At 67.1% G+C, this 14,166-nt stretch carries 12 protein-coding genes and 1 pseudogene; 6 read left to right on the top strand and 7 right to left on the bottom strand.

What is annotated here, in order from left to right:
- The first annotated feature begins 396 nt into the window (after positions 1-396).
- The 3 genes from GTZ97_RS11290 to GTZ97_RS11280 are packed head-to-tail and all read left to right on the top strand — an operon-like array spanning position 397 to position 4,554.
- Positions 397-2,739, top strand: coding sequence for a TonB-dependent receptor (locus GTZ97_RS11290; protein WP_161650726.1), 2,343 nt, complete (start codon positions 397-399; stop codon positions 2,737-2,739).
- Between the two features lie 19 nt (positions 2,740-2,758).
- Positions 2,759-3,439 carry a Fe2+-dependent dioxygenase gene (locus tag GTZ97_RS11285; RefSeq protein ID WP_161650725.1) on the top strand — a complete coding sequence of 227 codons (681 nt, stop codon included), beginning with the start codon at positions 2,759-2,761 and terminating at the stop codon, positions 3,437-3,439.
- The gene (locus GTZ97_RS11280) at positions 3,436-4,554 is read left to right on the top strand and encodes an alpha-hydroxy acid oxidase (RefSeq protein WP_330863596.1); all 1,119 of its coding nucleotides are present in this window, start codon (positions 3,436-3,438) and stop codon (positions 4,552-4,554) included. Before GTZ97_RS11285 ends, GTZ97_RS11280 begins: the two co-directional genes overlap by 4 nt.
- 29 nt (positions 4,555-4,583) lie before the next feature.
- Here GTZ97_RS11280 and GTZ97_RS11275 read toward each other — a convergent pair whose 3' ends face one another.
- Complete coding sequence (locus tag GTZ97_RS11275) at positions 4,584-5,852, bottom strand: NADH:flavin oxidoreductase/NADH oxidase family protein (RefSeq protein WP_161650723.1); 1,269 nt, start codon at positions 5,850-5,852, stop codon at positions 4,584-4,586.
- Positions 5,853-6,167: 315 nt separating this feature from the next.
- Between GTZ97_RS11275 and GTZ97_RS11270 the strand changes: the two are divergent.
- Positions 6,168-6,479, top strand: a pseudogene (locus GTZ97_RS11270) (SWIB/MDM2 domain-containing protein); the annotation flags it as partial.
- A gap of 94 nt (positions 6,480-6,573) precedes the next feature.
- Here the strand turns inward: GTZ97_RS11270 and GTZ97_RS11265 are convergent.
- Genes GTZ97_RS11265 through GTZ97_RS11255 form a run of 3 tightly spaced genes read right to left on the bottom strand, consistent with a single transcriptional unit; the run spans position 6,574 to position 8,878 of the window.
- Entirely contained in the window at positions 6,574-7,452 is an 879-nt protein-coding gene (locus GTZ97_RS11265; protein WP_161650721.1) for a crotonase/enoyl-CoA hydratase family protein, read from the bottom strand.
- Between the two features lie 27 nt (positions 7,453-7,479).
- A complete protein-coding gene (locus GTZ97_RS11260) occupies positions 7,480-7,968 on the bottom strand; it encodes an NUDIX domain-containing protein (RefSeq protein ID WP_161650720.1) in 489 nt (162 codons plus the stop codon).
- On the bottom strand, positions 7,961-8,878 hold the full coding sequence (locus GTZ97_RS11255) for an ATP-binding protein (RefSeq protein ID WP_236651151.1): 918 nt from the start codon (positions 8,876-8,878) through the stop codon (positions 7,961-7,963). Before GTZ97_RS11255 ends, GTZ97_RS11260 begins: the two co-directional genes overlap by 8 nt.
- 128 nt (positions 8,879-9,006) lie before the next feature.
- On the opposite strand from GTZ97_RS11255, the gene GTZ97_RS11250 reads away from it, so the two are divergent.
- Both GTZ97_RS11250 and GTZ97_RS11245 read left to right on the top strand, forming a co-directional pair.
- A complete protein-coding gene (locus tag GTZ97_RS11250) occupies positions 9,007-11,337 on the top strand; it encodes a 5'-nucleotidase C-terminal domain-containing protein (RefSeq protein ID WP_161650719.1) in 2,331 nt (776 codons plus the stop codon).
- A gap of 38 nt (positions 11,338-11,375) precedes the next feature.
- Positions 11,376-12,065, top strand: coding sequence for a PEP-CTERM sorting domain-containing protein (locus tag GTZ97_RS11245; RefSeq protein ID WP_161650718.1), 690 nt, complete (start codon positions 11,376-11,378; stop codon positions 12,063-12,065).
- Here GTZ97_RS11245 and GTZ97_RS11240 read toward each other — a convergent pair.
- Genes GTZ97_RS11240 through GTZ97_RS11230 form a run of 3 tightly spaced genes read right to left on the bottom strand, consistent with a single transcriptional unit; the run spans position 12,043 to position 14,157 of the window.
- Complete coding sequence (locus GTZ97_RS11240; RefSeq protein WP_161650717.1) at positions 12,043-12,810, bottom strand: metallophosphoesterase; 768 nt, start codon at positions 12,808-12,810, stop codon at positions 12,043-12,045. The two genes, GTZ97_RS11245 and GTZ97_RS11240, sit on opposite strands and share 23 nt — an antisense overlap.
- Positions 12,807-13,439 (bottom strand): nucleoid occlusion factor SlmA, encoded by a 633-nt coding sequence (gene slmA / locus GTZ97_RS11235; protein WP_161650716.1) that lies wholly within the window; start codon positions 13,437-13,439, stop codon positions 12,807-12,809. The genes GTZ97_RS11240 and slmA overlap by 4 nt, the downstream gene beginning before the upstream one ends.
- A 10-nt stretch (positions 13,440-13,449) precedes the next feature.
- Positions 13,450-14,157 carry a pyrimidine 5'-nucleotidase gene (locus GTZ97_RS11230; RefSeq protein ID WP_330863594.1) on the bottom strand — a complete coding sequence of 236 codons (708 nt, stop codon included), beginning with the start codon at positions 14,155-14,157 and terminating at the stop codon, positions 13,450-13,452.
- Between the last annotated feature and the right edge of the window lie 9 nt (positions 14,158-14,166).

The following is a 14,166-nucleotide window of genomic DNA, read 5'->3' as shown; positions in this document are numbered from 1 at the left end:
TTGCGCTGCAGGGTGTTACACCTCTCGACTTGCATTTGCGAATCATTCGCGTTAACATCGAATCGCGTTTGTCGCATCAAGCCTCGTCGAGACGATGTCGCCAGGACACCATGCCGTCGATGTCAACGTGGGGAATCTGCCGTCCGATCGTGGGGATAAGGCCGGTGGGTGACGAGGCTGCGACAAACGCACTTTTTCGCTGGATGTGCTGAATCGCGACACACTGCTTCACATTGGCAATAAGAATCGTTATCATTAACGAATCGCCAGCCAGCCATCGCCCCCGAGTCGACAGCCAGCCAGGCCAGCCGCCTGATGCGGCTCCGCCCATTTCCCAACCTTGAAAACGGCACGCCTGCGGTCCACCGCCACAGGGACGGCCGTGGCTTTGCTGTCATGACCCAAGATCGTCGCGTCCTCGCGGCAGACAATTCGTCTGCCTTGCCCTCTCCGTTTGCCTCGTCTGCCTCTGCGGCAGCCGCCCCGCTGGTGTCGCTCGGCGCACTGGCCGCCGGCCTGAGCTTGAGCCTGATTGCCCCGGCCGTCCACGCCCAGGCCGCTGCCCAGACCACCGCGCCCGCCACCGAAACCACCGCGCCAGCCGCCCAGGGCACGGCCGACGCCGTGCGGACGCTGCCGGCTGTGTCGGTCAAGGCCAAGAGCGAAGCCCAACGCCCGGAAGCCAAGACCAGCTACCAGGCTGTGACCACCAACATTGGCAAAGGCAAGCAGGCCCTGCGTGACATCCCCCAGTCCATCACCGTGGTCACAGAAAAGCTCATGGACGACCGCAACCTCGATGACTTCAAGGATGTGCTGCGTGCCACGGGCGGCATCAGCTTCCTCGCTGGTGAGACGGGCGAAGAGGATGTGCGCCTGCGCGGCTTCTCGCTGAGTCAGGCGGGCGACATCTACGTCGACGGGCTGCGCGACCCCTCGCTGTACGAGCGCGACACCTTCAACCACGAGCGCGTGGAGGTGCTCAAAGGCTCGGCCTCGATGCTGTTTGGTCGCGGCTCCACCGGGGGCGTGGTCAACCAGGTCAGCAAGAGCCCGTTCCTGATGACGCAGCATGAGGTGGATGTGTCCATCGGCACTGGTGACAATGTGCGCGTCACCGGCGACTTCAACTTCAAGACGGGTGACGCATCGGCCTTCCGCCTCAATGTGATGGCGCAGGAAGCCGACAACGACGGCGTGACCATCTCCAAGCGGGGCGTCGCTCCCAGCTTCCGCTGGGGCATTGGCGAAGTCAACGAGTTCGCCGTCAGCGCTTTCTACCTGGACTACGACAACAACCCCATCTACAACCACCGCTGGTTCAGCATCGACGGCAAGGCGGTGCTGTTCATGGACAACGACGCCTTCTACGGGCTCAAGAGCGACTACAACAAGGGCACGGCCACCTACGGCACCATCAGCCACACCCACCGCCTTCATGGTGGCGGCCAGATCAAGACCACCGTGCGGCACGGCACCTACGAGCGCAATCTGTGGGCCACCGTGATCAGCCTGTGTGGCCCCAACAACCAGGGCGTGCCCAACGCCAACTGCCCCACGGTGACGAGCCCGATCACCCGCCCCGATCAGGTCAATGACAGCACCGTGCTGAACCGCACCGGCAAGGGCCGCATTGCCGAAACCGACGTGACCATCGCACAGAGCGACTTCACGAAGACCTTCACCGCCCTGGGCATGCGCCACAACGTCATCGCGGGCGTGGACTACGTCAAGGAAGACGCCAAGCGCAACAACAACATCGCGGGCCCGGCCCGTCCGCCCACCACGATCGGCACACCCAACGACGGTGCCTCGATTGTCGACACCCGCACCAACATCCCGTTCAACACCTTCGAAGCCAGCACCTTCGCCGTGTATGGCCAGAACCTGCTGGAGATCACGCCCGAGGTGAAGGTCCTTGCCGGCCTGCGCCGTGACCGCTTCCATGGCGAGTACGAGACGGCCGCTGGCGTGCGCTTCAACATGGTGGAATGGCTGACCAGCCATCGCCTTGGCGCGATTTTCCAGCCCACCGAGTGGGCATCGTTCCATGTCGCCGGGGGCAGTTCGTTCAACACCTCGGGCGATACCTACCAGTTCTCGCCGGCCGGCCCCAACATCAAGGACGCGCGCACGCCGGCAGAGAAAAGCCGCAACATCGAAATCGGCACCAAGCTCGATCTGTTCAACAACAACCTGTCGGTGAGCGCCTCGCTGTTCCGCACAGAGAAGTACAACGAGCGCAACACCGATCCCGACAGCGCCGCCACGCAGCAACTGCTGTCGGGCAAGCGGCACGCCAAGGGTCTGGATGTGGACATCGCTGGGCGCATCACGACGGGGTGGGATGCCTTCCTCTCCTACACATGGATCCCCGTGGCCCGCATTGACGAGAGCAACGTGACCACGGGTAACGCGCAGCGCAAGGGCAACCGCCCCGGCCTGACGCCCAAGCACAGCGCCAGCCTGTGGACCACCTACCAGCTCACGCCGAAATGGCGTGTCGGTGGCGGCGTGAACCACCGCAGCGAGCAGAGCCCACAGAACAACCGCACCATCACGGTGGATGGCTTCACCACCTTCGACCTGATGACGGAGTACAGCATCAGCGAGGACGTGAAGTTCAAGCTCAATGCCGCCAACGTGACCAACCGTCGCTATGCGGACGGGCTGTACACCGGCTTCTACACGCCGGGCGCCCCGCGTACCATCACGGCCAGCCTGAAGGTGATGTTCTGAACCTGTCCCCCACGCCACCATGCTGCTGTCCATTCCAGATGTCCTGAGCCTCGACGACGTGCGCAACGTGCGCACCCTGCTGGACCAGGGCGTCTGGCGAGACGGCCGCGCCACGGCGGGGGGGCAGGCGATCCACGCCAAGCAGAACGAGCAACTGCGCACCGACTCCGACGCCGCCCAGGCTGCGCAGGAGCAGGTGCTGCAGGCCTTGCAGCGCAGCGCGCTGTTCTTCTCGGCAGCCCTGCCGAACCGAATCTTCCCGCCGCAGTTCAATCGCTACAGCGGCGACACCAATACCTATGGCGACCATGTCGATGGCGCCGTGATGCACACCGCCCGCACGGGCGACAAGGTGCGATCCGATGTGAGCTGCACCCTCTTCCTGACCGACCCGGCGGACTATGAGGGCGGCGAACTCGTCATCCAGGACACCTATGGCACGCAGCGCGTCAAGCTACCTGCCGGGCACATGGTGCTCTACCCAAGTACCAGCGTGCACCGCGTCGAGCCGGTTACGCGCGGCGCCCGCGTCAGTTGCTTCTTCTGGGTTCAGAGCATGGTGCGCAGCGACGAGCAACGCCGCCTGCTGTTCGATCTGGACATGAACCTGCTGCGGCTGCGTCAGCAGGGCGAATCCGCTGTCACCGTGGGCCTGACCGGCACGTATCACAACCTGTTGCGCATGTGGGCCGAGGTGTGAGCGCGCGCGCCCTTCCGCCCGATGTGGTGAGCCTGGCCGATCACGAACGCCATGCACGCGCCTTGCTGTCCGAGGCCGCCTGGGCCTGGCTTGATGGCGGCGCGGCCGACGAGTTCACCGTCCACGCCAATACGCGGGCCTGGTCAGACTGGCAGCTGTGGCCACGCGTGATGCGCCCGCTGGCAGGGGGCCACACACGGCGCACGCTGCTGGGCCGCGAGCTGGCCCATCCCATCCTGCTGGCGCCCGTGGCGCTGCAGCGCATTGCCCATCCCGACGGCGAGATCGGCGTGGCCTGCGCGGCCAGTGCGCAGCAAGCGGGGCTGGTACTGAGCACCCAGGCCAGCACACCGCTGGAAGATGTGGCCCGCGCCATACGCGACGATGCCGGCCGTGGGCCGATGTGGATGCAACTCTACCTGCCACATGATCGCGGCTTCACCATCGAGTTCGTGCGTCGCATCGAAGCCGCGGGCTATGAGGCCCTGGTGTTGACGGTGGACGCCCCTTGCAGCGGCGTTCGCGACCGGGAACGCCGCGCCGGCACCGCTGCGCCTTCGGGCATCACGGCGGTCAACCTTCAGTCCTGGCGCCCCCCCGTACAGCCCGTAACCCGGCCAGACCAGAGCGCGCTGTTCGACGGCCTGCTGCACCACGCGCCCAGCTGGGACGACATCGCCTGGCTGCAAGGCATCACCCGTCTGCCCATTGTGCTCAAGGGCGTGCTGCATCCCGACGATGCCCGCCAGGCCCAGGCCATGGGCTTGGCTGGCGTGATCGTGTCCAACCATGGCGGGCGCACGCTCGACACGGCGGTGTCCACGGCCTGGGCCTTGCCGCGTGTGGTGGATGCAGTGGGGGCCGACTGGCCCGTGCTCGTCGATGGCGGCATTCGCCGTGGCACCGACGTCTTCAAGGCCCTGGCCCTGGGGGCCCATGCCGTGCTGATCGGGCGGCCTTACATGCACGGCCTGACCGTGGCGGGGGCCATGGGTGTGGCCCACGTGATCCGGCTGCTGCGTGACGAGTTCGAGATCGCGATGGCGCTGTGTGGCTGCCGCACGCTCGACGAGATCGGCCAGCAGCACCTGGTGGCCGCGCCCACGCGGCCTTGAGCTGCGCCCAGTAGCCAGCGCCCTGCGCCTCAGCTGGCGCGCAGGCGCGTGGGCTTCTTCTTGCGGCCCAACCCCATCTGCTTGCCCATGAACTTCATGAACACCCACAGCGCCGATTCATTGGGCTTGGGCGTCTCGCCCTTGCCGATGCGCTTGAGCTGACCGGTGTACCAGGTCACCTCCATCAGGCCCATCTTGTCGATGAAGCCGATGCCGGTCTTGATCGGGCGCACGGTGTGGACGGGCTGCTGCCCCGCCAGCAGCCGGCGCGGCAGATCGGGCTCGAGCGCCAGCGAGCGCGCGATGCCGACGAAGTCCACCGCACCGCTGGTGATGGCTTCGGCCATGCCTTCGAGCGAGCGGAAGCCGCCGGTCACCACCAGCGGCACCTTGACGGCCTGGCGTGCCTTCTCTGCAAAGGCGAGGAAATAGGCCTCGCGCTGTCGCGTGCTGTCCTTGACCGGCTCGCCCTTGCTTTTGGCTTTGACGCCGGTCATCGCGGGCGCTTCATAGGTGCCGCCTGAAATCTCGATGAGGTCGATGCCGGCATCGGCCAGCGCGCGGATGGTGTCCAGCGACTCTTCTTCGGTGAAGCCGCCACGCTGAAAATCGGCCGAGTTGAGCTTGATGCCGATGGGAAAACTCGGCCCCACCGCCTCGCGCATGGCCTTGAGCACAGCCAGCACGAAGTGGCGGCGCTTTTCGGGCGTGCCGCCCCAGTCGTCGGTGCGGCGGTTGTGATGCGGCGACAGGAACTGGCTGACCAGATAGCCGTGCGCGCCATGAATCTGCACCCCCGTGAAGCCGGCCTGCTTGACGATGCCAGCGGCGCGGCCGAAGCGCGCGATGATGTCGCGCACCTCGGCATCGGTCAGCTCGCGCGGGGTCGGAAAGAAGGCCTGCATTTCGGGTCGGAAGGGCACGGCCGAGGGCGACACGTTCTCCTTGTTCAGCCCCTTGGGCGCCTGTTTGCCAGGGTGGTTGAGCTGCACCCAGCATTGCGTGCCGTTGCGGGTCGCAGCCTGGGCCCACGCTGTCAGCTCGGCCAGATGGGCATCGCTCTCGATCACCACGTTGCCGGGCTCGCCCAATGCACGCCGGTCGATCATCACGTTGCCAGTGACGCACAGCCCGATGCCGCCATGGGCCCATGCGCCATACAGCGTGGCAAGCTCCGGTGTCGCGGCACCCGCGCGGGTGCCGAGCGCCTCGCTCATGGCAGACTTGAACAGGCGATTCTTCACCACCACGCCATTGGGCAGGGTGAAGGGCTGGGCCAGCACGGCTTGAGGGGTCATCGATCGCTCCATCTCTCATGCAGTCACATACAGGCAGCGATTGGACACCAAACGTCACAAGCTTGCACACACCCGGTGGGCCCATCGGGCACGCCCTGTGCCTGCGCCAAAGGGATCATCCTGTGCCCCAAGCGGGTGCAGTTCGTGTTTCAGCACAAAAAATCCTGATGTGCAAGGGCCACAGCGGCTCATCCGGGCTGGTTTTGCGCGGAGAAAGCAGTACCATCTCCACGCACGTCCCTGAGGAACGCTCGCGATCGAGCCAGCGCCCGGGCCCGCATCAGATCTGACTCATCGATGGAGTGAATTCACATGGCAACTGCGAAGAAGGCTGCAGCCACCAAGGCACCCGCAGCGAAGAAGGCGGCACCCGCCAAGCGCACCCCCAACGCGGCGTTCCTGAAGCCCCTGACGCCCAGCCCCGCGCTGGCTGCCGTCATCGGTGACAAGCCGCTGCCGCGCACCGAGGTGACCAAGAAGGTCTGGGAATACATCAAGAAGCACAACCTGCAAGACGCTGCGAACAAGCGCAACATCAACGCAGACGACAAGCTCAAGCCCATCTTCAAGAAGCCGCAAGTGACGATGTTCGAGCTGACCAAGCTGATCAGCGAACAGCTGAGCTGAGTCCGCCAGCATGGCGGGCTGACGAGCCCGTCCATGCAGCACGCACATTCAAAGGCCCGGTGACCCCGGGCCTTTTTTCATGACCGTCAACCGGTCATTCCCACCACGGGTAGAACGGCGGCATCTCGGAGGCCTTGCTCGCAAAGCGCGCCGGCCGCTTGTCCAGAAAGGCCTGTACGCCTTCCTTGCCGTCGCCGATGCTGGTGTAGAACATGGCCAGCGAGTCGACCTGGTGGGCAGCCAGCGGATGCGGCTGGGCTGCGTTTCGGTACATCATCTGGCGCGTGAGCGCGATGCCCACGGCCGAGCGCTCGGTCGCAATGCGACGCGCGATCTTCATCGCCTCGTCGAGCAGTTGCTCGGGCGGCACCACACACTTGACCAGCCCACCGCGCTGGGCCTCATGGCCATCGAAGATGTCGGCCATGTACGTCCACTCCAGCGCCTGCGAGATGCCGACAATGCGGGGCAGGAACCAGCTCGAGCAGGCCTCGGGGACGATGCCGATGCGCCCGAACACGAAGCCGATGCGCGCCTTCTCGGAGGCGATGCGGATGTCCATGGGCAGCGTCATCGTCGCGCCGATGCCCACCGCCGCACCGTTGATGGCGCCAATGACCGGCTTCTTGCAATTGAAGATGCTCAGCACCACGCGCCCGCCGGTGTCACGCACACCGGCATGGATGGCCGGATCATCCAGGCGCTCGCGCATGTCCTGCATCGTGGGCTGCTGGCTCTCGTCCAGGCCGAACACATTGCCGCCCACGCTGAGGTCCATGCCCGCGCAGAAGGCCTTGCCCTCGCCCGTCACCACGATGGCGCGCACGGCATCGTCGTCGCTCGCGCGCGTGAAGGCATCGACCAGTTCGTTGGCCATCTCGACCGTGAAGGCATTGAGCTGATCAGGGCGGTTCAGCGTCAGCAGCATGACGCCATCGGCATCAACATGGGTGCGCAGGGTCTGGTAGCTCATGGGTGTCGTCCTCGGTGTTGAACAGGATCAGGCGCGCTCGGCTGGCTCGCGGTGTGTGGCGCCAACATGGCCGCGCTCTTGCGCCAGCCATTGCAACACGGGGATGGTACCGGGCAGCACCGGCACCACATCCACGGGCAAGCCCTGCCAGGCCATCTGCTGGCCTTCCTTCATCTCGAACTGGCCCGTCCAGTCGTAGACCTTGCAGAAGTGCAGGCGCACGCGCGCGTGGGGATAGTCCATCAGCTCGACCTGCCAGGGGTGGGCCGCGCCGATCGTGATGCCGATCTCTTCGTGCAGCTCGCGGCGCAAGGCCTGCTCCACCGTTTCACCGGCTTCGAGCTTGCCGCCGGGGAACTCCCAATAGCCTGCATACACCTTGCCTTCGGGGCGCGAGGTGAGCAGGAAGCGCGCCTCGCGGCCATCGGCATCGCGCTCGACCAGCACCCCCACCGCCACGTCGACCGGCGGGCGATCGGTCGCGTCCATCACGTGATAGGACTTGCGCTCAGTCATGGTCACGCCCTGCGAAGTCACGCGCGAACTGATAGGCCACACGCCCCGAGCGCGAGCCGCGTTCGATGGCCCACACCAGGGCCTCGGGCCGCGCGGCCGCCATGGCGTCGTCCCCCAGCCCAAAGTGGCGCAGCCACTGGGCCACGACCGCCAGGTACTCGTCCTGGCTGAAGGGGTAGAAGCTGATCCACAGGCCGAAGCGCTCAGACAGCGAGATCTTCTCTTCCACGGCTTCGCCGGGATGCAGCTCGCCGTCGTCGCCGCGCGTGTAGGTCTTGTTGTCGGCGTGGTACTCGGGCAGCAGGTGGCGACGGTTGGAGGTGGCCACAATGAGCACGTTGTCACCGCTGGCCGACACGGTGCCGTCCAGGATGGACTTCAGCGCCTTGTAGCCCGCCTCGCCTTCGTCAAAACTGAGGTCGTCGCAAAACACGATGAAGCGCTCGGGCCGCTCGCTGACCAGCTCGACCAAGTCGGGCAGGTCGATCAGATCGGCCTTGTCAACCTCGATCAGGCGCAGGCCCTGCCCTGCATGGGCGGCCAGGCCGGCCTTGACCAGCGAGGACTTGCCGGTGCCGCGCGCGCCGGACAACAGCACGTTGTTGGCCGGCTTGCCGGCCACGAACTGCGCGAGGTTGCGCGCAAAGCGGGCCTTTTGCGTGTCGACCTCCTGAAGGTCGTCGTAGCCGATATGGGCCACATGACGCACAGGCTCCAGCCAGCCTGTGGCCCAGGCCGCCGACTGGCGTTTGCGGTAGCGAAAGGCCACGGAGGCAGCCCAGTCGGGTGCACGCACGGCAGGCCGGTCCGCGCTGGGGATCAAGGCGTCCAGCCGGGCGACCAGGGTCTCGGCGCGTGACAGCAGCCGCGCCATGTCGGCGGGGGTGGGGGAAGAAGAAGGCGCACTCATGGCGCCCAAGTGTAGAACCTGCCGCTGGACATGGTCCGGATGGTTCAGTGGCGGCGTTTCGCATTCGCATGGGCGTCATGCCGACTGGCTACGCTGCGCGGCATCCGTCCCCAACCATGAGCCGTGCCATGCGTTCCTTCGCTTCCCACCATCGCGCGTCCCCGCGCCATCCATCCCGCCATGCGCTGAGCCTGGCCATCGCCCTGGGTCTGGGGTTGAGCCCCCAGGCATGGGCTGAGGGCCTGACCGTGTTGCATGTGGGTGACCAGGAAAGCTGGCTGCTGTCGGCTCAGGGCAACCTGCGCGACGACGCATCGCAGGCCATCTCTTTCTACGGCGGGGTCGACCGCCTGGCCGCCGTCATTCAACGCGCCCGCCAGGCCGCCCAGGCCCAGGGCCGCTCGGTGCTCACGCTGAACGCCGGTGACGCCTTCTTGCCCGGCCCGCGCTTCACGGCCAGCACCGTGAACCTGGCCGCCGCCCATCCGGATGGCGGCCAAGACTACTACGATGCCATCGCGCTGCGCCGCATCGGCTTTGACGCCATCGTGTTCGGCAACCACGAGTTCGACCTGGGCTCAGCCACTGCGGCCCGCTTTGCCGCGGTCTCAGGTAGCCCTTACCTGTCGGTCAACCTGAACTTCCAGGCCACCCCGGCCTTTGCCGCGCTGGCCGCAGCGGGCAAGGTGGCAGGCTCGACCGTGGTGCAGACCGCTGGGGGCAAGAAAGTGGGCATCGTCGGCGCCACCACGCCGTTGCTGCCTGTGATCTCGTCGCCCGCACCGGGCAGCATGCTCAATCACGATCCGGCCGCCACCGAGGCGCAGAACCTGCAGGCCATCGTGCCGCTGATCCAGTCCGAGGTGAACGCGCTGCGCGCCAGTGGCGTGGGCACCGTGATCCTGTTGTCGCACCTGCAGAACGCCGCCAACGAACGCAACGTCGTGATCCCGGCGCTGACCGGTGTGGACCTCGTCGTCTCAGGCGGGGGCCATGAACTGATGGCCGATCCCGATGATCTGCTGATCAACGGCGGTGTGGCAGCGGCATTCAACAGCCACCCGGTGTATGCGACCGATGCCAGCGGCAAGGCGGTGCCCGTGGTCACCAGCCACTTCGGTAACCGCTATGTGGGCGAGGTGAACCTGACGCTGGACGACACCACCGGGGCCTTGGTGAGCATTGACAGCACCCGCATGCATCGCGTAAGTGGCGCCGCAGGCGACGCCGACCGCGTGACGGGCGACAGCATGCTGCAGGCCCAGGTCGTGGCGCCAGTGGGCAACTACATTGCCGCGCTGAACCGGCAGATCATCGGCCAGACCGCCGTCAAGCTCAACGGCCCCACCCACGTGACCGGCACGCCTGGCAACTATGTGGCCGGCGTACGCAATGCCGAAACCGGGCTGGGCAACCTCGTGGCCGACGCGATGCGCTTGGCCGGCCAGGCCGACGTGGCCATCCAGAATGGCGGCGGCATCCGCACCAGCATTGCCGCACCTGGCCCTGTGTCGGTGGGGGACACCTTCAACATCCTGCCCTTCACCAACCTGGTCAAGCGCGCGCCCGCCATGAACGCGGCCCAGCTCAAGGACGTGCTGGAACACGCCTACGGTGCGACCAGCCCGGCCGGCGCGGCCAACGGCCGTTTCGCGCAGGTCTCAGGCATGCAGGTCACCTATGACAGCGCCGGCACCGCACGCACCACGCAGGGCACGGGCGCGCGCATCCTGCGCGTCGTGCTGGACGATGGCACCGTGCTCATCGACGGCGGCCGCGTGGTCAACGCCACCCGCAGCTTCTCGTTTGCCACCATCGACTTCACCGCCAACGGCGGGGATGGCTACCCGTTTGCCGCCAATGGCGTTGTGTTCGACAACGCGACCAACACCATCACCTATCAAGAGGCATTGGCCGGCCTGATCAGCACACCCAAGCGTGAAGGTGGCCTGCGGCGCGACAGCGCGGCCGACGGCCCCGAGATCACGGCCAACCTGTATGGGCCAGAAGATGCCTTCGATCTGCATGGCCGACTCATCGATGTGGCCGTGGGCCAGACCCGCGCAGGCCAACAGGTGCGGGGCACCGGCGGCCGTGACGTGCTGGTGGGCACAGCGGGCGACGACACCATCGAAGGCGGCGTGGGCGCCGACCTGCTGACCGGCGGCCCGGGCGGCGACACCTTTGTCTACCGCACGCTGCGCGACATCGGCGACACCGTGACCGACTTCACCCCTTACGCCGACCGCATCGACCTGCGCCCGTTGCTGCTGGCCGTGGGCTACAGCGGCAGCCGCCCGGTTCAGGACGGCTGGGTCCGCGTGGTGGACACCACCGGTGGCGTGCTGCTGCAGCTGGACGCCGACGGCCCGGCAGCACCCGGCGGCTGGCGCACGGTGGCCACGCTGCAAGGTCTGACAGCCGCGCAGTTTGCGCCCGCACGCGACCTCGCGCAGTGACGCGCCTTTCGACTTCTCTGACCTGACAAGGATTCACCATGACACCCACCCGCCTCCTGACCCTCGCGCTGTTTGCCGCCGCGTCTTCCCCTGCCCTGGCCGTGAGCAATGGCCAGTTCACCGCCGGCCTGTCCCATTGGGACACGCTGGGCGACGCCGTCGTGCAGGGCCAGACCCTGCTGCTGACCTCGGCCTTTGACGCCGACGACGACGCAGCCGGCAACTTCAACTTCTCGGGCCAGCCCGCTGCGATGGCGCTGAGCGCCGATGGCGTCGAAGTGTTCGCCGGTCTGGCCATCGGCGCACTCGACGGTGACCTCCAGGCCGCAGAAGGCTCGGTCGCCCGCCAGCAGTTCAGCGTGCAGGCCGGCGACACGCTGCACTTCGACTGGCAGCTGCTCACCAACGAACAAGGCACCAGCGCGCTACCCGACCTGGGCTTTGCTGTGCTCAATGGTCAACTGTTCAGCCTGGCTGAGGCACTGGCCGCTCAGGCGCCGGGCGAGTTCGGCTTTGCCGCTGGCACGGGCTGGCAGCGTTTCAGCTACACGTTCAGCCAGGCCGGTCTGGCCAGCCTGGCCTTCGGCGTGGTCGACCGCGGCGATTTCGTCACCACCTCGGCACTGGCCGTGCAGAACGTGACCGTCACGCCTGTGCCCGAGCCTGCCGCCTGGGCGCTGGTGCTGGCCGGCGCCGGCGTGCTGCTCATGGCGCGCCGCCGGGGCTGATCGCCGACGCGGGCAACGCGTGCACGCCCCCATCGGGCGTGAGCACCCACAGCCGGTCGCCCGGGGCGGCTGGCACGGCATGCATGCCGGTGAAATCACCGAACGCCGGCAAGGTGCCCAACCAGCCCTGAGACTGCTGCTGCAGCCACACACAGGGCAAGCGCACGCGGTCTCGGGCCGGCCCCCTCATCACCCAGCACGGGTGCAAGTGGCCACCCAGGCAGTCCTGCGCGCCCGGCACCACGCGCGCCCTGTGCGTCAGGGCCAGCCCGCCCAGTCGCACCACATCGTCTTCGGGCAAGACTTCCCAGGCTGCGCCCAGGCGTTCGGCCACCGGGCCCCAGTCGGCCATGGCGCGACGGTCATGGTTGCCCCCGATCACAGCCACCTGGCCCTGCGCAGCGTCATGCCATGCGCCCAGCGTCTCGGCCAACGCTGCCACAGCGTCGCCCACCGCCGGCCCATGCACCAGATCACCTAGCACGATCAGCCGCCGCGCCCCGCTGTCGTTCAGTGCCGCGCGCAGACGCTGCAAGGTGGCCGCGGTCGTGCCGGCCATCACGGCGGGGGGCACGCTCTGGCCCAGGTCGCGGTAGCGCTGCGCCTTGCCCAGGTGCACATCGGCCACCAGCAAGGCATCGGGCTTGCCGAGCGCGTCGAAGGTCAAGGCACTGCGATCGGCTCGCCACTGCAAAGCCACGCCGCCCAACGTGACGTGCGGCGGGGTCTGCACTGCGACGCTCACGCCAGCAGCCCCGACAGTGTCGCCTCCAGGTGCTCGGTGGGCAGACGCTGAAAACCGGTTCGGGCATAGCGGTTGAGCCGCCCGACCACCACGCTGAGCGCCAGCGACGCGCGGGCCTGTGCGGCCACAGTGGGCGCCGGCTCGCCGCGCTGCTCGGCCAGGGCCCGGGCGGGCTGCCGCAGCAAGGACTCCAGCCGCTCAAGGCACTGGTTGACGCGTTGATGCAGGCGCGCGTCTTCGTGCACCAGCGCATCGCCAGCCAGCACCCGCGACATGCCCGGATTGCGCTCACCGAACTGCAACACCAGCGCCACGACACGTGAAAACTGCGTGGCCGGATCGGGCTCACGCTCGATGGCTTGGTTGGCCAGCGTGAACAGGCTGTGTTCGATGAAGTCGATCAGCGCCTCGTACATCTGCGCCTTGCCCGCGAAGTGGCGATACAGCGCGGCCTCGCTGACTTGCAAGCGCCCAGCCAGCGCGGCCGTGGTGATGCGATCGGCCTGCGGCGCCTGCAGCATCTCGGCCAACGCCTGGAGGATCTGGTTGCGTCGCTCGCCTGGCTTGGGTCGCTGTCGGCGAGGCGCCTCGTTGGAGACCGCCGGCAAGGTGCTGTCGTCGTCGCTCATCGTGCCTCCTTCATCGCGCCGGACGGTGCCGGATGGGCCAGGCGTGCAGTTGCCGCAAGGCCGTGATGCGCACGTCCACCCAGCTGCGCCGACCATGCAGCCGGCCCCCGGGCGTGGCCGCTGTGCAAACCGGTCCGCGCCGCAGGTAATGCTGCATCCAGACCGTGCGCAGGCCCAGCTGGTGGGCGCTCTTGAGATTGGCCTCGGTGTCTTCGACCAGCACGCATTGCGCGGGCGCCAGCCTGTGGCGCGCCAACACGACGCGCAGCATGCGCACATCGGGCTTGGGCCGCAACGAGCCGAACACGCGCATGCCTTCGATGGCAATGATGCCCTCGAAGCACGAGGCCAGATCGAGTGCAGTCAACACCCGCTTGGCGTACTCGGCGGGCGCATTGGTGAGCAGGAACTTGCGGCCTGGCAGCCGCATCAGCGCGGCGCGGTCGGCCGGCGGCATGTGCAGATCGGCCTCCAGGCCTGGCAGCGTGTGCGTCTGCGCCAGAAAGTGCGCCGCGCGGATGCCGTGGTGGCGCTCGAGCCCCAGCAGTGTCGCGCCGTAACGCCGCCAGTAGTGCACCCGCAGGCGATCGGCTTCGGCCCGGCTCAAGCCCAGTTCGGCCACGATGTAGTCGGTCATCGAGGCGTTGAGCCGGCCAAAGACGGCCCGCCCCGCGTCGTGCAGGGTGTTGTCGAGGTCGAACAGCCAGACGGGCCGCACGGCGATCGA

The sequence above is a fragment of the Aquabacterium fontiphilum genome (assembly GCF_009909205.1).
Taxonomy (GTDB): domain Bacteria; phylum Pseudomonadota; class Gammaproteobacteria; order Burkholderiales; family Burkholderiaceae_C; genus Aquabacterium; species Aquabacterium fontiphilum.
Note: the sequence above shows the minus strand (reverse complement) of the source record. Positions and strands in the feature narration are given on the sequence as shown.